The 17,846-nt window shown below is 32.2% G+C and carries 23 protein-coding genes; all 23 read left to right on the top strand.

Annotated elements, in window-relative coordinates:
* Nucleotides 1–53: 53 nt before the first annotated feature.
* On the top strand, nt 54–665 hold the full coding sequence (locus tag HCCG_RS10620) for a hypothetical protein (protein WP_002957551.1): 612 nt from the start codon (nt 54–56) through the stop codon (nt 663–665).
* A 255-nt stretch (nt 666–920) separates the two neighbouring features.
* The gene (locus HCCG_RS10610) at nt 921–1,841 is read left to right on the top strand and encodes a hypothetical protein (RefSeq protein ID WP_015453702.1); all 921 of its coding nucleotides are present in this window, start codon (nt 921–923) and stop codon (nt 1,839–1,841) included.
* On the top strand, nt 1,838–3,094 hold the full coding sequence (locus tag HCCG_RS10605) for a hypothetical protein (RefSeq protein ID WP_002957548.1): 1,257 nt from the start codon (nt 1,838–1,840) through the stop codon (nt 3,092–3,094). Before HCCG_RS10610 ends, HCCG_RS10605 begins: the two co-directional genes overlap by 4 nt.
* The gene (locus tag HCCG_RS10600) at nt 3,091–3,342 is read left to right on the top strand and encodes a hypothetical protein (protein ID WP_002957547.1); all 252 of its coding nucleotides are present in this window, start codon (nt 3,091–3,093) and stop codon (nt 3,340–3,342) included. The genes HCCG_RS10605 and HCCG_RS10600 overlap by 4 nt, the downstream gene beginning before the upstream one ends.
* A gap of 204 nt (nt 3,343–3,546) precedes the next feature.
* A complete protein-coding gene (locus HCCG_RS12895; RefSeq protein ID WP_015453701.1) occupies nt 3,547–3,678 on the top strand; it encodes a hypothetical protein in 132 nt (43 codons plus the stop codon).
* Nucleotides 3,679–3,708: 30 nt separating this feature from the next.
* Nucleotides 3,709–4,071 carry a hypothetical protein gene (locus HCCG_RS10595; RefSeq protein ID WP_002957546.1) on the top strand — a complete coding sequence of 121 codons (363 nt, stop codon included), beginning with the start codon at nt 3,709–3,711 and terminating at the stop codon, nt 4,069–4,071.
* A gap of 20 nt (nt 4,072–4,091) precedes the next feature.
* Complete coding sequence (locus HCCG_RS10590) at nt 4,092–5,531, top strand: hypothetical protein (RefSeq protein ID WP_002957545.1); 1,440 nt, start codon at nt 4,092–4,094, stop codon at nt 5,529–5,531.
* Nucleotides 5,532–5,534: 3 nt separating this feature from the next.
* Entirely contained in the window at nt 5,535–6,092 is a 558-nt protein-coding gene (locus HCCG_RS10585; protein WP_002957544.1) for a hypothetical protein, read from the top strand.
* Nucleotides 6,093–6,102: 10 nt separating this feature from the next.
* Nucleotides 6,103–6,435: a hypothetical protein gene (locus tag HCCG_RS10580; protein WP_034548549.1), complete on the top strand. Its 333-nt coding sequence runs from the start codon at nt 6,103–6,105 to the stop codon at nt 6,433–6,435.
* A 13-nt stretch (nt 6,436–6,448) separates the two neighbouring features.
* Complete coding sequence (locus HCCG_RS10575) at nt 6,449–8,149, top strand: hypothetical protein (protein WP_002957543.1); 1,701 nt, start codon at nt 6,449–6,451, stop codon at nt 8,147–8,149.
* Between the two features lie 2 nt (nt 8,150–8,151).
* The gene (locus tag HCCG_RS10570) at nt 8,152–8,616 is read left to right on the top strand and encodes a hypothetical protein (RefSeq protein ID WP_023947337.1); all 465 of its coding nucleotides are present in this window, start codon (nt 8,152–8,154) and stop codon (nt 8,614–8,616) included.
* The gene (locus HCCG_RS12660) at nt 8,606–11,023 is read left to right on the top strand and encodes a hypothetical protein (RefSeq protein ID WP_015453700.1); all 2,418 of its coding nucleotides are present in this window, start codon (nt 8,606–8,608) and stop codon (nt 11,021–11,023) included. Before HCCG_RS10570 ends, HCCG_RS12660 begins: the two co-directional genes overlap by 11 nt.
* An 87-nt stretch (nt 11,024–11,110) precedes the next feature.
* Entirely contained in the window at nt 11,111–13,117 is a 2,007-nt protein-coding gene (locus HCCG_RS12655; protein WP_015453699.1) for a hypothetical protein, read from the top strand.
* Nucleotides 13,117–13,599, top strand: coding sequence for a hypothetical protein (locus HCCG_RS10555; protein ID WP_015453698.1), 483 nt, complete (start codon nt 13,117–13,119; stop codon nt 13,597–13,599). The genes HCCG_RS12655 and HCCG_RS10555 overlap by 1 nt, the downstream gene beginning before the upstream one ends.
* Nucleotides 13,596–14,498, top strand: a complete 903-nt coding sequence (locus tag HCCG_RS10550) for a hypothetical protein (RefSeq protein ID WP_015453697.1) — start codon at nt 13,596–13,598, stop codon at nt 14,496–14,498. Before HCCG_RS10555 ends, HCCG_RS10550 begins: the two co-directional genes overlap by 4 nt.
* Complete coding sequence (locus tag HCCG_RS10545; RefSeq protein ID WP_002957538.1) at nt 14,495–14,935, top strand: hypothetical protein; 441 nt, start codon at nt 14,495–14,497, stop codon at nt 14,933–14,935. Before HCCG_RS10550 ends, HCCG_RS10545 begins: the two co-directional genes overlap by 4 nt.
* A gap of 23 nt (nt 14,936–14,958) precedes the next feature.
* The gene (locus HCCG_RS10540) at nt 14,959–15,270 is read left to right on the top strand and encodes a T6SS effector amidase Tae4 family protein (protein ID WP_081445335.1); all 312 of its coding nucleotides are present in this window, start codon (nt 14,959–14,961) and stop codon (nt 15,268–15,270) included.
* Complete coding sequence (locus HCCG_RS10535; protein ID WP_002957536.1) at nt 15,233–15,496, top strand: hypothetical protein; 264 nt, start codon at nt 15,233–15,235, stop codon at nt 15,494–15,496. The genes HCCG_RS10540 and HCCG_RS10535 overlap by 38 nt, the downstream gene beginning before the upstream one ends.
* Before the next feature lie 28 nt (nt 15,497–15,524).
* Nucleotides 15,525–15,755 carry a hypothetical protein gene (locus HCCG_RS10530; RefSeq protein ID WP_230197955.1) on the top strand — a complete coding sequence of 77 codons (231 nt, stop codon included), beginning with the start codon at nt 15,525–15,527 and terminating at the stop codon, nt 15,753–15,755.
* A gap of 191 nt (nt 15,756–15,946) precedes the next feature.
* Complete coding sequence (locus HCCG_RS10525) at nt 15,947–16,357, top strand: hypothetical protein (protein WP_002957534.1); 411 nt, start codon at nt 15,947–15,949, stop codon at nt 16,355–16,357.
* Nucleotides 16,354–16,704 carry a hypothetical protein gene (locus HCCG_RS10520; protein WP_002957533.1) on the top strand — a complete coding sequence of 117 codons (351 nt, stop codon included), beginning with the start codon at nt 16,354–16,356 and terminating at the stop codon, nt 16,702–16,704. The genes HCCG_RS10525 and HCCG_RS10520 overlap by 4 nt, the downstream gene beginning before the upstream one ends.
* Nucleotides 16,697–17,446, top strand: a complete 750-nt coding sequence (locus tag HCCG_RS11760) for a type VI secretion system amidase effector protein Tae4 (protein WP_015453695.1) — start codon at nt 16,697–16,699, stop codon at nt 17,444–17,446. The genes HCCG_RS10520 and HCCG_RS11760 overlap by 8 nt, the downstream gene beginning before the upstream one ends.
* A 16-nt stretch (nt 17,447–17,462) precedes the next feature.
* On the top strand, nt 17,463–17,846 hold a 384-nt coding region (locus HCCG_RS10505; protein WP_034548546.1), incomplete at its 3' end, for a hypothetical protein.

Here is a 17,846-nt window from a genome sequence, read left to right as displayed (position 1 = left end):
AGGGTGTTGAAAGTGGTGAGAAAAATTGAGAAGTAGAATGTAAGGGAGAATCAATGCAAACTAAATTCAATGGTAATTATATCAAAAGAATCAGCTTTTATGTCGGAATTATAGCCTTTATTGCGTATTTGGTGATTAGCCTTGTAATGTGGATAATGGATATAAATAAAGAAGTGGATAATATCGTAAATAATGCCAAAGCTGAACTTGCTCCATTCATAGAGTGGTATGAAAAAGATTCGGCTAGGGAGTTAGAATCTATCCAAAATCTTACCCAAGAAAGCCTAAATGCACTTAATATAAATGCTACCATTCATCAAAACTTGCAAGACATTCAAAAGGCGATTGATAATACTGAAATTCTGTCAAATTTTATTTTGCCTTATGATGATGAGAATGGAGCGTTGCAGACGATTGTAGATGTCGGAAGAATGATAAAAACAAAATTATTTATTATTGCGGATTTACTATCCAAAGAACGAGATTTCAATCCTAATCAAACTTATTTCATCTTACACGACAAAGAACGCACCCAAGATTACCAAAACTTTTTGGATTTTTTAGAATCTCGTATTAGCAATGACTTTTCAAACCCTAAAAAAATTAGAAAAGGCTTCGCTAGACAAATTGGGAATTTATTATGCTGGAATGGCTATATTTTATAATGCCTTTAATTCTTTGTTTCTAAGCGACATTGAAAGCAATACTTGCGATGTTAATCGGCAAGATATTCAACGCGCTATACAAAGATTCAATACTTCTAAATCACATTTTAAAACCATATCGGCACAATTAGATAAATATACCGCAAAATCTGATAAGGCAAAAGGTTTCAAAGTCGAAGTGGAAAAAGTGATACAAAAAAATTCTCAAGACGAAAAAGTTATCTCCACTATCCAATCCAACCTCAAGGTGTGCAAATGAGCGATAAAATAGAAATTATCATAAAGCCAGAAAATGAAGTTGATAAGCAAGAGGTAGAAACACTAATAAGAGTCCTTAAAAAAGCAGATATAGCAGACAATGCAATAGTAATGTTAAAAGAAATGGAGCAAGAACAAGATGAAGCAAAGATAAAAGCATTGCAAGAGAAAAGCCAAGAAAAGAAAGAACAAGATGACCCTTTTCATCAGAAAGATATACAATCTTTTAAAGATAAGGTTGATAGTTTTGGAAATCTTACGACCATTGCAGAGCAATCCGAAAAACTCAAACACATAGTAAAACCCTTTAGATTTATTCTCACTCGTGTAAGCAATCAACTCCTTGCTGTTGATGCTCTCATTGAATATCAAAAAACAGGTGATGGATTAAAGGTAGTCTTGAAAGTAGGAGCAACAATCGTAGCAGATAGAATCTTTCAAATTGGTGTTGTAGCTTCCGCAGGAATTGCTATTACTGCATTTATAGCCACAGCCATTGCAAGTGTAAGTATTGTCGGTGCAGTGGTAGTTGGGATAGCTATTTTTATAGGAGGAGTGGCTATTTCTTGGTGGATAAGCAAACAAGTTGAAAAACTTGTAAATTATGTTGGAGGTTTTATGATTGACTATATTAGGGAAGCTGATTTTTATTTTACAGAACAAGAAATGCAGCAGCTTAGTGTAGCTCATTGTCATAAAACTACACAAAGAATAATGCAAAGATTTTCAGGAAATTATAATCATAAGGAAACATTTATTAATGGTGTTGATATGACTGATAAACTTTACCCCAATCCCTATATATTACCAGATAAAGCAATCATACCTAGAGGTTTTAGTAACGCTTGGAGAAATCTAACCACTAAACAATTAAAGGAATTAAATGATACAATAAAAATCTCGGAGGAAATAAAATGATTAAATGTAATTTATTGACTGCACAAGATATAGATAATCTCAATAAAGATTCCGAAACAATTTATTTAAAAGCTTTATATCAGTGTGAAAGTAGTATATATTTTGATGATGATAATTTGTTGTATGGAAATAATACAAGGGAATTTTATAATTATAAATCATCTTTTTATCTTTCTTTCCTCTTCCACAAAGATTCTGTAACTGATGAATACTTAGAAGCTAGAAAATCCCTCTATAAATCTATTTCTCAACTTAAACAAGAAAAGCAAAAGCAAGAATTACAAGAATTACAAAAGCAACAAGAAATCTTAGAACAATCCTTGCAAAACTTAGATTCTAAGCAAAAAGAATCTCAACTCAAAGAGTTACAAAGAGAACAAGAAAAAGCATTAAGAGACAAACAAAGACAAGAGCAACAACAAGCAAGATTAAACAAACATTCCAATCTTATCTTAGAATCTCAAGACAAATCTATAACAATCATATTTTTAGATAAGCTAAACTCTAATGTTACTTCATCATCAAACAATGTTCAATTCTTTAACAACATCTCAATGTCTCACCTCCTCCATATCCATAACAATAAAATAGACATATTCACTAAAGATAAAACTTACTTAGACATACAAGAATTAGAATCTCTACTGCAAGAATATGTGAATACAAATACAGAGAGCAATAATACAAAACAAGATTCACCTATAAGTTTAGATATTCTTAACTCTCCCTCTACTCAAATCTTTTTCTATTCCACCCTCCTACTAGGTTCATCTGAAATACAATCTAATCCCTTTTTCTTTGGCACACCAGATACTAAATCCAATATAGGATTAGATGAATCTAAACCCATCTATCACTTCTCCCCCAAAGATGAAGAAAATAATCTAGGCACACTTACTATCTTTTTAAACTCTTCTACTTTTACTCTTTTAAATTATTCTCTACAAGATTCTAGCTTAAACATCAAACTCACATTAACAAACAAAGAATCTAAAGAAAAACAAGATAAAGCTATCATACAAAGAGAACAAAAACAACACAAAGAACAAAGCAAACCTTTAAGCACTGCTATGCTTCACCCTCTACTAGAAGATAATGAAATAAAGTGTCCTCATAATGGAGTAGTGCAATTAAAATCTAATAAGGGTAAAAGTATTACAGATAAGAATATCCCTTTTATTTTAGAATCTGATTTACTCTATAGCTCTATTGTAGGTTGTCCTAATCCTCCTACCAAAAGGCAAGTGGCTTGAAAATTCCTCTCTATTCAACACTCAAAGCAAAGCTAGAATCTAAAGGAATAGATTCTATTACAAGCGGACAGATTGCGTGGTTTGTGTGTAGTGTTGGAGTAGTATATGTATTTTCGATGATTGTATATACATATGGTGTTAATAAAGAGGGTATTTCACTTGATAAGATATTTGTTGCATTTTATATCAACCATTTTTTTTTGCTTTATTTTTATGTGGCTTATTTTCTTGCTAAATTTATTATATAAAGAAAATACAATCTCATTTATATTGTCTATGATAATAACTATCATCTATTTTTACAATGAATATTTTTCTTGCATTGTAGCACTCATTATTGGTGTTATTTTGTATATTACAAAGAAGCAAAGATTATTTTATACCTGTTTTGTTGGCTTGGTTTATATTATAGTTATCTATATTGTATTTGACTTAAGAGGAGGATTTTATAAATGAAATATTTTGTAACTATCTATATTGACCCATTATTTGATTTTGAGGGTTTTACTCACGCTTTCTTAGGACTTACTAAAGGTAAATCACCTGATGAATTAGATAAACAAGGCGATAAGGGTATATCCTAGTATATTAGATTCTAACTTTAAGGAAATCGTGTGAAAAAAGAAAAATTTGATTTTTCTAAATTTATCCTAGATTGCTTTGTGTGCGTGGCATTGATGATAGTGTCTGTTATTTTTTGCTCTATCTTAGTTTTTTTACTCTTTCAGTTAGTAGGATTATTGCTATATATTTTTGGTATAGAAACAGATCTTCATATATTGGGTGGTTTTGGTAATTTTTCTTTATTTTTCACACTCTGCCATACCTTAATGTTTATCATTTACTTCTTTTTAGAAAAGACAAATACTATACAATACAGAATCTACAAGCCAAGCTTTTGGTTTGTTTTTATAAGCATAAATAGCTATTGGTGGCTTGCGGCTTATCATCTTGCTAATGGCGGTTTTAGCAAATAATTAATAACTAAGGATTCCCTATGCAATACTTCGTAACAATCTATATCGATACGATGAAACCAAAACTAGATTTTATACCCTTTACCATTCCTCACGCATTTTTAGGTTTAACACATACGCACCCTGATGAATTAGATTCACAAAGTAATATTGAGATAGAGAAATATTCTAATCCACGATATGATTCACTGATAGGCTATTATTTTAATACTATCAAAAAAGACAAAGGCAAATGGTATGAGAGAGTGTATCCTAGTATATTAAGCGATGAATTTGAAGGCGAAGGATTCTTTGGCTTTGGTCCCGTTACACACGATACAAATCATTGGGGCAAGGTGTATGAGAATAACCAATATGCACCAGAGAGTAATAATGTAGTCAATGAATATGTAGAGCCCTATTATTACAAAGAACGCTCACTCTCTACCTTTTGGCAACAAAACCGCTGTGTGTTTGAAATCTCAAAAGAACAATATGAAGTGTTAGTAGAATCTATTAAAAAGGAAGTTAGATTCACACAAAATAGAAACGCCACTATGCAATCAAGTGATTTTCAGCTCTCTACTTCATTAGAAAATATGCAAAATACAATGTATTACAACTCTACTCCTGTAAATCTACCAATTAGTCTTAATTGGTTTCCAAATATCCACAACTGCGTTACTTGGGTTCTCAACAAACTCGATTCCATAGGCATAGAGATTATCGACAATGAGGAGTGGCTACCTGATAATATTTCTACTAGAGATTCTTTGCTTCAAAAATTTCATTATTTACAATATCTTTATGCAGTGTTTCGCAAATTCCAAAGTATAGATTCTAACTTAGAATCTATTGCTGGAGCAAAAGCCTTTAGGACTTGGGCTAGAAGTATGACACAAAATAAAATATTTTGTGCTTTAAAGATTGAGGGGGACATCACAAAAGGGCTTAATATAAGCACAGAATGCAAAAGGACTATCACACAAAATCAAAAGTATTATGAAAATAAGCTTAAAGATTTTATTACTAAAAGCTCTGATTTTATGCGAGTATATAATCGTATCAATGAGCAATTAGAGAGACTCCTCACAAAAGTTAAGAATCTAGGATACACAAATATACAAGGGGATTTTACTTTTATTATGTGGAATGATGAGCTTCAGACAAGAATGCTTTTAGATTCTAAACATAGAGATGAAAACACAAAAGACTATATCGCTTACCCCATAGAGCAGATAGACCCAAATATTCCAGATTGTAATTGGACACTTAATCATAATGCCTCGTTTATATTAATCTTGCGTGATGAGATGTTGTGCAGGGCTGTATATAAAAATTACCATTATTCCAATATGTCAGAAAGCTTTATAGATTCTACCAACAAAAGCCATATAGCTATCCTAAGTGGCAACGATGATTTGAGCTATTGGAGTAAATCTCTACACGCATTACGAAAATCAGTAGTATGTGAGGAGTAATATATGAGCAATAAAGATACAAAACACATAGAGGAAATACGAGCTTATAATAACCAAACCATAGACTGTAAAGTCTTAGAATCTAAAGGCATAGATTCTATAAATTCCAAGCTATACTTTATGGGAGTAGAACTCACAGGCGGCACAGAATCTAATAAACCCTATAACGAATGCTTTTTTGGTGAGTTAGATTCTAAAGGAGTGTTTATAGAATCTAAGCCTGTGTATCACCTCCAAGCAAGTGATGAGCTTATAGAATCTACAAGCAACAATAGAGATTCTAGCAATGCAGATTCTAACAATTCCCTAAGCACCTTAGATGTGTTTTTAAATGGCTCTAGGCTTACTATTCTAAACTACTCCCTACTAGACTCTAGCCTCAATATCAAGCTAGAATGTAACTCCTCTGAATCTAAAGAGATAGTAGAGAGAGAAAAGACAATGAGAGATTGCCACGAAGCTAATGCTTCTGCTAATGACAATCCTACAAGCACCGCTATGCTTCACCCAATCCTAGAGGATACTGAAAAATTATGTTATACTATCAATCTAGCAAGTTAAAAGGAATGCAATGTTGTTATATAAAAAATGTGAAGTGTGTGGGAATAATATTAATAAATTGCAGAGTATTTGGAATTTGTATGAAGTATCTGAAAAGAATAAATTCAGCATTGTATGCAAAAATTGTCAAACTCGACATAAACCCAAAGCAGTGTTTTATATGTTCTTAAGATTTTTACCAACGGATGTTATTCTTGGCAATGTATTTTGTGCATTGTTCGTATGGCTTGTTTTTCCGCCGATGCAATGGTGGCTCATTATTATAATCAGCATTGCTTTTTGGCATATCATAAATTTTGGCATTGTATGTATAATGCCATTTTATAAAGATAGTAAAAATTGAGAGGAGATAGAAAATGGCAGAAAACAATAAAGATTTTACAGACCATTTAAGTGATTTTGGCGAAGGGATTGCATCTTTTTGGGTTGCTGCCTATAATTTTGGAGATTTTCTAAGCAGAATCTCTGGATTGCGTGATTGGCAACATGGTAGTATCGTGATAAAAGATTATCATCAGCAAGAAGCCATTGAGGAAGTGAAATTATTTTGGAAAGGTATTAGAACTTTTTTGAATAACGAAGAAACTAGAATGGCAGCGAAAGAAATGTTAATACAAGATTTTAAAGAAAGACCATTGTATTACATTGGTTCTTTTGCGATTACATCTGGAATATCTTCCACAATAAAAGCAGGGAATAAGGTTACGGCAAAAATACAATCTCAACCATTAAGAATTATTGCGGAACAAAGTATAAATGCAGTTCCAAGAACATTATTTGCTTCGACAATTTTTTCCACCAAAGCCCTTAACACAATCCACGAATTTTACCCAAGCTTTAAAACCCTCCAAAACAATATCTGCTCACTATATAGCAATGATAAAAACTACACCAATCTTTTTAATCAAGATATGATAATGTGTAGTTTTTCACAAAATGAAAATCCAGAATCTAAAACACAATCTCTACAACAAGAAATGCAAAGGCTCTACCATAATATTCAAAAAACTAATACAGAATTTAATGCGTATAAGCCTATTCCTATTATTTCATTTACAAATCCAAAGGTAGCCTATATCCAAAAGCTTAATCCTAAAGATATACACTCCCTCACACCAAACTCTCCCTTACACCTCCTTAAAGCCCTCTTTTTCTGTGAGAATTATATACTTTTAGATTCTAATAAAGAGCCATTATTAAGAGAATCTAATTGGCGAGAGTTTTATAACTACAAATCTGACTTTTATACTATCTTTATTGCTGACAAACAAACCCTAACCCAAGACTACATCAATGAGAGAATATCCCTCTATAACGCCATAATGCAAATAAGAAAGCAAATACAAGATAAAGAAATACAAGAATTACAAAAACAGCAACAAGAGCTAGAGCAACAACTACAAGGATTAGATTCTAAAGAGAGAGAATCTAAACTCCAAGAATACCAAAGAGAGCAGCAAAGAAAACAAAGAGACAAAGAAAGACAAGCACAACGACAAGTAAGATTCTCTAAAGGTAATACTACAAGCACCACACAGAATCTAGCAAATGCTTATACTGCAAATACTACACAGAATCTAAACACAAACAACAATGCCTATATCAAAGATTCTTATCTCATCTTAGAATCTAATGATAGAGATACAAAAATTATATTCTTAGATTCTCTTAAAGACTCTCATATTCGCACTTTTAGTAATCCCCAAGCCAATGCTAATACTTCTACTAACTCCCTAGATTCTAACAACAGCTATCTTGCTAATACACCCCTTAGCTTTAACAATCTCATATTGCAATACAATAACAAAGTAAGCATCTTTGCTAGAGACAATAGTGTTATAGATTCTAAACAACAAGTTCCTTCTACTTGCACTAAAAACTTCGTCAATCGCTATGAGTTAGTCTCTCATATCCCAAATACTCTTAGTGGATTCTCTGCTACGATATTTAGAGATTTAGGGGAACTAGATACAGCCACAAATGCAAGAAAGCTTGAAAATGACTTTTCATATATCATCGCCTTTAGAGGCACAGAATCTACAAAGGAAATAGTGTGAGAATGATTAATGCTATTTTAGCAATCTTTGGAATCTTGGTAGTAATATTTATGTTGAGTGGTTGCTCGTTTAAATATTTTGATCCGCAGTGGTATAAGTTTCTGGATTTAGTGGAGAAAGAAAGTGGGTTTTATATTTATGATAAAGATTTATTTCAAGAATATAATAAAAAAGGAGTCAAAAATATTTTATCAAATGGTTATGATGTAAAATATAACACCGATGAAACCATTAGGCAATTAGATAGTAGGCTTACTGAATATAAGAGATTTGAGGTTTATTATATAGATTCTAACGGAAAAGAACATATCATATCGTATATTAAAGGATTTACTTATACGCATTATGGTTTATGGTTAAAAGGCGATGAGGGCAGAGGATTTTATTGGGAAACAAAAGAGACGATAGACAGAGAAGCAACATCAAAAAATAAATTTTATATGGAGGAGAAAAATAATGACAAATAAAATAATGATTAATAGATTCAAAGATATGGCGGATTGTGCCGATGCGAGTTATGCTTTATTAGATGAAGTATATAAGATAGATGAATGGAATAAAATATTTGGCGACAATCTAACAAAAGGTCATATAGTATGTGATGATATAGAAATTATAAATTCAAAAAAAGAGCTTCTCACAATTATCAAAAAAGATTCCAACACCACCTACGCCCGAGCTATCGAAGCACGATTTTGCAATGAAATGATAATCAAAGATGATGATGGTAAAGACAAACAAATAAAATCTATCAAAGATATATCACTTCAGGCCACCCTCTCCCACCGCACTAAAAACTTTGTCAATCGTTATGAATTAATTCATCATATCCCAAATACACTTAGTGGATTCTCTGCTACAATATTTAGAGATTTAGGGGAACTAGATACAGCCACAAATGCAAGAAAGCTTGAAAATGACTTTTCATATATCATCGCCTTTAGAGGCACAGAGGCAGATAGCAAAGGTGTTTTGACTGACGTCTTAGGTGCTGATGTATTGCTTGCTACTACTGGTGTAGCTATCACCCAAGCAAAAGCACTAGAGCTACTCTCTAAAAGCATATTTAGAACTATCATAGCTCATCACAAACTATCTATTGAAAATGCAAATAGTTATGTTTATAATCACAATCTAGAATCTTTGCAAGATAACTATCAATCCTATCAAAGCATTAACAAATATTTCTCATCAAATAACATTAGAGTTACGACCACAGGACATTCATTAGGAGGGCACTTGGCACAAGTGTTTGTTATGGGCTATCCTGTTGTAGTAAAAGAGCTTTATACCTATAATGCTCCCGGACTTGGAGGCATTATCACTTCCGCTATGGTTATATTCTTACGAGTGCTTAGGGTGATATGGAAACTTCTTGTAAAGCTAGTAAGGAGTGTCGCCAAACTCTTTAACCCCAATGGCTTTACACGAAAAGTGCTTGATAAGTCTTTGCAAGCTTCGGGCTATGAGGGTGGTACCGATAATGCAATAAGACTTATGGAAACTCATAAAGATACAGAGATATTTGAGACATTGGGAGATAGTGCAAAAAAGGCGCAAAAAGGGAATAATCTTGGAGTAGCCATACATCATTTAGATTCTATTAGGGCAGCTATGAAAAACGATGATAGCCTAAGTTATGCTTGGCAGCAATTTTATGAGCCTACTACTTCTGTTATATCGGATTTAGGCATAAAGCTAGGATTAACACTAGGTGATAGGCTAGATTATAAAAATACAGAGGCGTTGCATTTAATCAATGTAGGAAAGCATTCACATTATCTCAAAGAATTTGTTGAATCTCTTTATCTTTATGCTTATATTCTCTCTTATGAGCCTAATGAAAATAGATGTAAGGATTTTAACATTGCCCAAACACTAGATTCTTTGAATGACTTTATCCAATGCCTCCTTTTTCAAAGCAAATTTTACAAACTCCATTTTAGTAAGCTTGAAAAAACTGCTTGGGGAAATGATAAAAAGAAAAAGTTTAATGCAGAGATAGGTCCTTTGGATTGTGTGCTGTATCCAATATGCTTACATACAAATGCCTTTGTCTCACATTTAGATACTCAATCATTTAAGAAAGACAATTTCATTGATTGCCTACTTGCATATCAAATCCAAGATACTTACCTACAAATCTTAGATACAAATGATATAGATACATTCACACTAGAATCTAGTATTGCCAAAATCTATGCGCTCTATCAGTGTCAGTTTTTTATTATGGTGCATAAAAATGGCGATGAATGTATAAAAGAGAAAGATATTTTAATAAAGACTCTAGGCTATAAGTCAAGCTTTGTTACTATGTTTTGTCTATCAAATGAGCATCTTACCCAAGATTATATAGATACGAGAAAAGAACTTTATAAGATTGCTCATAATCTAAGATATTATTATTGGCATTATCCATATGAGCTAGATAGCAATGGTAATATGATAGAAAATGACAAATTAGAGTATCTTATTTTTAGTAGGGCAGATTTACTACGCAACCTAGATGAAGCTATCATCGTGAAAAAACCAAAATATAATAGAAATGACACACAAGATATAATGAAAAATGTCAAAATAGAACTTGATGAAGTTTATGTAAAATCTAACAAAATAACCATTTTCGCCAAAGACAACAGCATTATAGATTCTAAAAGCTTGGAAAAAGATTTAGGTTTAGACTTTACTTTGCCCTGCGATGTGTATTTTTACTCTTTACTGCTTAGAGGTGGTAAAGAGGATATAGACAATCCTAGATTTTTCTATGGAGAAAAGGGAGAGGTATATATGAGTGATGAGAGTGATAATATAGAAATCTTTTATAATAATGCAAGAGTATCTATGACAAATTACTATTATCACGCATATAGCTAATGTATAAAAGAATCAAGGGAATACACAATGAATCTAAGAGAATGCAAGATAAGATTCTAATCATACATAAATACATAAAGGATTACTATGCCAACACATACAGATATACAAGAGATACAACCAATAGACACTCGTTTCGCTATCAATCTCTCTACCAAAACTCCCCCTACAAAACACACAGAGCAACAACACAGACAAGCCTTGCAACAAAAAGACCAAGATTCTAAAACCCAAGATTCTATTCAATCTACCGCTATGCTCCACCCAATACTAGAGGATACTGAAATCAAATGTCCTCATAATGGAGTAGTAAAACTAAAGAGTAATAAAGGTAAACCTTTTAAGTCTAAAGGCATACCTATGATTCTAGAATCTGATTTAATCAACTCTCACATTATAGGCTGCACTAATAATATCGCAGGTGTTCCTACTCCATGCACTCTTATTTCTGTAATACTCCCTAGTGCTAGAGCTTTTAAAAAGTATAATGATGATTATCCTATAATGCAGGATTTAGTTAGTGGCAATGTCTTTAGTGATAAAGGATTCCCTCTTATTGCTACACCAAAGCCTAATACATTTAGAATAAACTCCCCTAAGCCAATAGATTCTAACACGCAAAATAAACAAAAGCTAGAGCCACAAATAAAGCTCTATAAACCAGCTCTAAGACTGCATTATAAAATCACTCCATTACAAAAAGACAATCTCCCTATATATAGACTAAAGCTTAATGATAGTATTATAGAATCAAATAATGACACTCCACTAGATTCTATCACTATTGATATAGCTAAAGATACTAAAGATTTACATGATATACATAACTTAGATAAAGCATTGCAAGATATACTCTCTATATTGCATTCCAATCTTAAACAATCTTTTATGAAAGAATATATGTATAAATATGTATCTTTACAGCTGGATTCTAATATGCTTTTACTTATACTCCTTATCCCACAAAAGATTCCAAAAATCTATAAAGAAGCCTATAAAGAATACCAAGATAAAGAGTATGGTGTTGGTAGATATACATATGTATATGAGTATTGCTATCATAAAGATTTAGACATAAAAGACTATGCAAAAATAGGATTAGATTCTAATCCTAGTAATGCTACTATCCTCACACTCCACACACCTTATAAGACACAAAAGCTAGAGATTGCATTAGCCAATGGATTAGATTCTCTCATAGAATCTAAGGATAGAGAACAAAACTTAGATTCTCTACTCACACTTAAGCTTATCAATGGAGGATATAAAGAGAAGTATTGGAGCTTTGGGGAGGGAGTGGAGGAAAAGGAAATAGAGGAAAAAATAGATATATCACAAGGCATTCTTATAGCGAGTAATGATGATAAGATAGCTTTTGAACTCTTGGCTACAAACCCCAAACATCAGTTTAATTGTCCTGATGTAGAAAGTGGCAGTTTTATTCAAAATCTAAGAGGTTTTAGTGGAATGTTAGATTTCTTAGAAAATGCTATATATAGCGCAAAGGCTACACTCGATTATGACAACCTCAAAGAGTATGAATCTTACAATACTGCCGAATATAAGAGTAACAATATCTATGCTAAAAATAAATGCTTAAGTGAGAGAATAAAGGCTATTTATGCAAAAGATTGGCTTTCTACTCTATCCAAAGATATACAAGAAGCTTATAATAGTGATATACATATCTTTATGGGACAATGGAAAGAAACATTACAAGAAAATCACCAAAATATCCAAAGCTTTGTTGCAAGTTTTTGCAAAAAAATGGGGTGTATAGGTCTTAAAATAAAGAGCATTAACTCAAGAGATAATGAAATGAATATATCAATTTCAGATGCTACGATAGAAATAAGAAGCTATAGTGCAGTGTCCTTGCATAATCAAAGAGTGCAAGATAGGCTATTATTTCTACTTAGACAATGGTATATAATCTTTCATTCTCAACATAATTCTTTTGATGTATTATTGCGAAAATATATGCGTTATATTGAAATAAACATTAGGTATTTTTATGTATATGATGAGTCTGATCAATATTTTTATACACAAATTTGCGTAAATGACCTACAAAGATTGAGGGAAGTCGTATAATGCGGTATTTTTTGATGATTTTTTGCATATTTTTTACAAGTCAAGCATTTGATTTTTCACAGCATAGATGTTTTGTAAATAGTTGTGCTCCAAATGATAAAGCTTGTCATCAAAAACGCAAACAAATACTGCAACGAGAGGACATACGAAATTTTAATGAAATCACGTATTGTTTCAGACTCAATCTTGTGGTGTCGGGGAGTATTTCAAATCTTGATATAGATACAGAGAATACATGCTCATGTAAGGCAAATAACCAAGTAACATACTGCCTCCCATACATAGAATCTCCACAAGATTCTAGCTATCCTTGTAGTCCAAAAATGCTTGAAATATATGAGCAGCAAAGGCAAGAAAAAGAAGCTATGTGTGAGCAGTTTAAAAAAGATTGGATTGCAAAGAAGTATCCTTGTGCCTTTGATAGCGACAAAGAGGCTGTGAGTAATTGCCAGCAGGAGCTTTATAAAAAGTATTGTCAATGATAGAATCTAAAGATAGACAAGCCAGAGAATCTAAAAACTCTCAAAACAACACAAAACAACAAAGCATAGATTTCCTACTGACTATTACCCTTATAAATGGTGGTTATAAGGGTAAGTTATGGGGATTTAGGGAAAATAGCGAAGATGGTATAACTATACTTAATCCAAAAAAAGACTTTATGGGGGCAGAGACAATAAGGACAAGCATTCAAAAATCAACTCCACAAAGAAATAAACAAGTTCATCTTTTATTTTATGGTGGTGCAAGAAAAATTGGAGACAATGCGGCATTTTATTATGCTTCTATAAATGTTCTAAAAGATTATAAGCACTATTATCCTAATGATATTTTTATACATGAATTTGTGGATTCAGCAAAAACTATAGTAGATAAAATTAATGAACAAAATATAGAATCTATTGCTTCATTAGATCTATTTTTTCATGGTAGTAAATGGGGATTATATATGTATAAAGGTGCTTCAATGTATAAAGAATTGTTGAGTGAAGACATTAAAGAAAACAAATTAAATGCAAGTCTTTATGCCAGTAAAACCGCAGATTTACTGACTGCTTGGGACACTCATGAGGAAAAAAGGACAATATATGATGTAAAATTTGATCGATTTATTTCAAAAGGAGCAATCATTGAAATACATGGTTGTGAATCTGGCGGAGATCTTTATGTGATTGATAGTATTTCAAAAAATCTATCCGAAGAAATTCCACAAGGATATGTTGTGGGACACACCACAAAAACAAATCCAAATATTGATAACACGCAAGATAATGCAAAGCAAGATTATCGACATGGAGTAAGGGCTATTTGGCAAAATGGCAAGGTCATCAAAAAAACCACGCAAAAAAGGTGGATAAATTTTAACAAGGAAATGATATGAGACAATATGTATTGATTGCATTGTTGTTATTCTTTTGTGCGTGTAGTGTGGATAAGCCTATCACATTGTATGCGATAAATATGATGTATGCATGTGAGTGTCCAAGATATAGGGTGTTTAGGGTAGAAGATACAGAATCTAGACTTACAGATGGTGAAATTGATTTAGATAAAAACGCAAATCTTTCTAATGAAATATGGCATGTGATGAATTTGGAAGTTCCTCAAAATCTTATTGGTGTAGATTTGGAATTAGAGTTTGAAAGTGCCGAAAAAGAAAGGGAGTTTAGCAAAAATGAGGGTGTATCGCCTATCTGTAATATTTATTATTTTAACGGCACATTGCATCAAGGATTATTTGGCAAAGCAACTCTTTATGTTAAGGATTACACAATTATGCCAAAGAGTAAAAATTGTATCTCGCAGATAATTGAATAATGATTGTATAAAATTTACTATATATAAGGGATTTTTTATATGTAAAATGGGGGTTTGAAAAGCCATACAATCCAAAAGAAATGTATTCAAAAAATGATAATATAGCATTTAGACAAGAGTTGCAAAACTTTAAGAAAAATGGTATTGTGGTTATGCAAGTAAGTGGTTGGGGAAATGCTTATGGACATACTACTTTATGGAGTGGAGATGAGCAAAGATTTATAGGTGGGACAGACTATCTAATTGATGGTGGAACAAATGTGGTGGTAACAAAATTTTACTTTTGGACACTAGACAATGAAAAAAATAATATCAGCAATATTGCTATTGTTTAATCTTTCTTACGACATAGAGCAAACATTGCCTATGGAATTGCTTAATACTTGGGAAAGTGTAGATGAGGTGATATTAAAACTCAAACGGAATGCCTTGTTTGTATGTTTGCAAGAATTTAATCCCCAAAGTGATTTTGTTGATAGGTATATAATTTCTCATTCTCATCCTGATGTATGGCATATAGTGCCGACCAATCTTTTAGATGAGCTTACTTTTTTTTACTAAAACAACAATATTAAACGCAAATAATGGAATGATAGATAAAGCGAATCTAAAATTTGCTAAGACTTATGATAAACAAGACACAAACAGGAAGAATCCAGACTATACAAATGCGTGTCTTAATCTCTACGATAGCCAAGAACTTATGCAAGAAATAGCTAGAATCTTAGATCAAATTTACTTAGATGATGCTATGTTTTCAAAGGAGTATAAAAAGAGATATAAAGATACAATGCAAAAATACCGCAAACATTGTAAATAAATGGTAGAATTAAGGGCAAAATTTATTATTGTAGAAGCTTAGATAGCTGAATATGTGGGAGGACACACAACTCTATGGAATGGGAAACACAAGCGTTTTGAGGACTTTAAGATTAGTGAAAATTATTTGATTGGCAATCATAATGTAGTAGATTTTCAGTTTTGGGAATTAAAAAACAAAGTAGGTACAAAATGAAAAAAAGAGTATATTTTTTTGTTTCATTGTTTTTTTGTTTTTATTCTGCAAATGCGGAGGAGTTTTTGGATTCTTATAGAAAGGTCGCAGAGTTGGGTTGGTTAGGCTTGGCATATTGCACGGGCATAAATGATGAAAATGAGATGAAAAAGGATATTGATAATTTATCGCTTGACCCCACTAGGCATAAGATAAAGATAATGGATTCAAAAACCGCTTTTAATGAGCTAAAGCAATATATTGATACAGAAAAAGAATTTTATGGTGTTAATGATAAGAATCCAGAGTTAAGTTATAAAAATTTTAAAGGTTGCATAAAAATGTTTTATTATGGTGCAGGATATGGTTCGGGCTATCAGTTTGAAGTAGAACGCATAGTCAAAAAATACTGCAAAGAATGTAAGTGAATAGTAGCTATAAAGAGAAATATTTAGGTTGTATGATAGAACAAAAATATAAAAGCATTTCTTACAAACAATGGATACAAGAAAACAAAGAAAAGAAGATGCTAGAGATATGTTTTAGCTATGGTAATGATATGATAAGATTGCAAGGAGATTCAAGGCATTCTAGTGATTTAAATCTACATATCATTACACAAGGGTATGAGAATGGGGAGAAAGTGGAGGTGCTTATTAAAACTAGCAATGATAAATTTAATTTGCAAAGCAAAATTAACAATAATAGGGCTATACTCTATGATATTTTTAAAGATAGATATATTACCATAGGAGAAGTAGAAGTCTATGTCTAAACAATTAATGACAACATTGAATCTTAAAAGACCCGCATGGGAAAGTGTAAGCAATGCATACATAGAAATAAATGAGATTGGTAAAGCGGAGTATTATAGCGCAATTGAAAAAGCGATACAGGAAGGAGCTTCAGACAATGTAGCATATCATAGAGCCGAACTAGCCCAAGCACAAAAGCGATATGAGAAAGTGGGAGGACAAGCTTTGCGTGAGTTTAATAGAGATTCTAAATCTTATATAAATACTTGTGCCCTGCGTGTGAGTTATGCACTAAATCATGGTGGTATGCCACTCATAGAAAATAGAGTAAAGCTCACAAGTGGAACAAAACTTATAGGAAAAGATAATTATAAATATTATACAGGAGTGTCTAGCATAAAGGGACTTTTACTAGAAAATTGGAAACAACTAAAACCCTACTCGCAAGCAAATGGTAGAGATTTTTATAAAATATTTTATGATTACAGAAAAGAACCTTTTAAAACATTGGCAGATATATATGGTAATATTTTTAATCCAACAAGGGTAGCAGAGATTCGCAGAAATAACAAAAATTTCTTTAATGCTTTATGTTCTTTAAAGATTAAAGGCATTGTAACTATGGTGATAGAGGGTTGGGGAAATGCAGGGGGACATACGACTCTATGGAATGGGAAAGGGTTTTTAGATGAGACAAATTATTTAGACTATTATAAAGAAGCTATATTTGTCCGAGAACTCTGTTTTTGGGAATTATTGTAAAGGGAGAGTTTATGTGATGAAAAAACTTTGTTTGTTTTTGTTTTTATGTATTAGTAGTGTATATGCAGATTCAAATACAGAGTGTTTGGGCGTAGATTTTCTATCAAGTCGCCCACTTAAAAAGGCTGATAGTGAATTCCATTATTTTGCAAAATCAAGAATGATAAAGACGGCAAAGGAATTTGGAGTGGGAATCTGTCTTGATTATTATGGATTGTCGCAAAAAATTGAAATAATGGAAATGCAATGGTTTGATATATTTTTTCAACAAATAGAACAAGTGGGCAATACAGATAGTGGACGATGTTACACTACAAACAAGCGAAAGCAATTGCAAGAGGAAATAAAAACTTATGTGCTATCACAACCACAAGGAATCTCAAAGATACGAACCTGCCTA

This window comes from Helicobacter cinaedi CCUG 18818 = ATCC BAA-847 (assembly GCF_000155475.1).
GTDB lineage: Bacteria > Campylobacterota > Campylobacteria > Campylobacterales > Helicobacteraceae > Helicobacter_C > Helicobacter_C cinaedi.
Note: the sequence above shows the minus strand (reverse complement) of the source record. Positions and strands in the feature narration are given on the sequence as shown.

Bases quoted from the DNA above. Each gene is read 5' to 3' on its own strand.
- HCCG_RS10620 (WP_002957551.1), top strand. From the start codon at position 54: ATGCAAACTAAATTCAATGGTAATTATATCAAAAGAATCAGCTTTTAT.
- HCCG_RS10610 (WP_015453702.1), top strand. From the start codon at position 921: ATGAGCGATAAAATAGAAATTATCATAAAGCCAGAAAATGAAGTTGAT.
- HCCG_RS10605 (WP_002957548.1), top strand. From the start codon at position 1,838: ATGATTAAATGTAATTTATTGACTGCACAAGATATAGATAATCTCAAT.
- HCCG_RS12895 (WP_015453701.1), top strand. From the start codon at position 3,547: ATGAAATATTTTGTAACTATCTATATTGACCCATTATTTGATTTTGAG.
- HCCG_RS10590 (WP_002957545.1), top strand. From the start codon at position 4,092: ATGCAATACTTCGTAACAATCTATATCGATACGATGAAACCAAAACTA.
- HCCG_RS10585 (WP_002957544.1), top strand. From the start codon at position 5,535: ATGAGCAATAAAGATACAAAACACATAGAGGAAATACGAGCTTATAAT.
- HCCG_RS10580 (WP_034548549.1), top strand. From the start codon at position 6,103: ATGTTGTTATATAAAAAATGTGAAGTGTGTGGGAATAATATTAATAAA.
- HCCG_RS10575 (WP_002957543.1), top strand. From the start codon at position 6,449: ATGGCAGAAAACAATAAAGATTTTACAGACCATTTAAGTGATTTTGGC.
- HCCG_RS10570 (WP_023947337.1), top strand. From the start codon at position 8,152: ATGATTAATGCTATTTTAGCAATCTTTGGAATCTTGGTAGTAATATTT.
- HCCG_RS12660 (WP_015453700.1), top strand. From the start codon at position 8,606: ATGACAAATAAAATAATGATTAATAGATTCAAAGATATGGCGGATTGT.
- HCCG_RS12655 (WP_015453699.1), top strand. From the start codon at position 11,111: ATGCCAACACATACAGATATACAAGAGATACAACCAATAGACACTCGT.
- HCCG_RS10555 (WP_015453698.1), top strand. From the start codon at position 13,117: ATGCGGTATTTTTTGATGATTTTTTGCATATTTTTTACAAGTCAAGCA.
- HCCG_RS10550 (WP_015453697.1), top strand. From the start codon at position 13,596: ATGATAGAATCTAAAGATAGACAAGCCAGAGAATCTAAAAACTCTCAA.
- HCCG_RS10545 (WP_002957538.1), top strand. From the start codon at position 14,495: ATGAGACAATATGTATTGATTGCATTGTTGTTATTCTTTTGTGCGTGT.
- HCCG_RS10535 (WP_002957536.1), top strand. From the start codon at position 15,233: ATGAAAAAAATAATATCAGCAATATTGCTATTGTTTAATCTTTCTTAC.
- HCCG_RS10530 (WP_230197955.1), top strand. From the start codon at position 15,525: ATGATAGATAAAGCGAATCTAAAATTTGCTAAGACTTATGATAAACAA.
- HCCG_RS10525 (WP_002957534.1), top strand. From the start codon at position 15,947: ATGAAAAAAAGAGTATATTTTTTTGTTTCATTGTTTTTTTGTTTTTAT.
- HCCG_RS11760 (WP_015453695.1), top strand. From the start codon at position 16,697: ATGTCTAAACAATTAATGACAACATTGAATCTTAAAAGACCCGCATGG.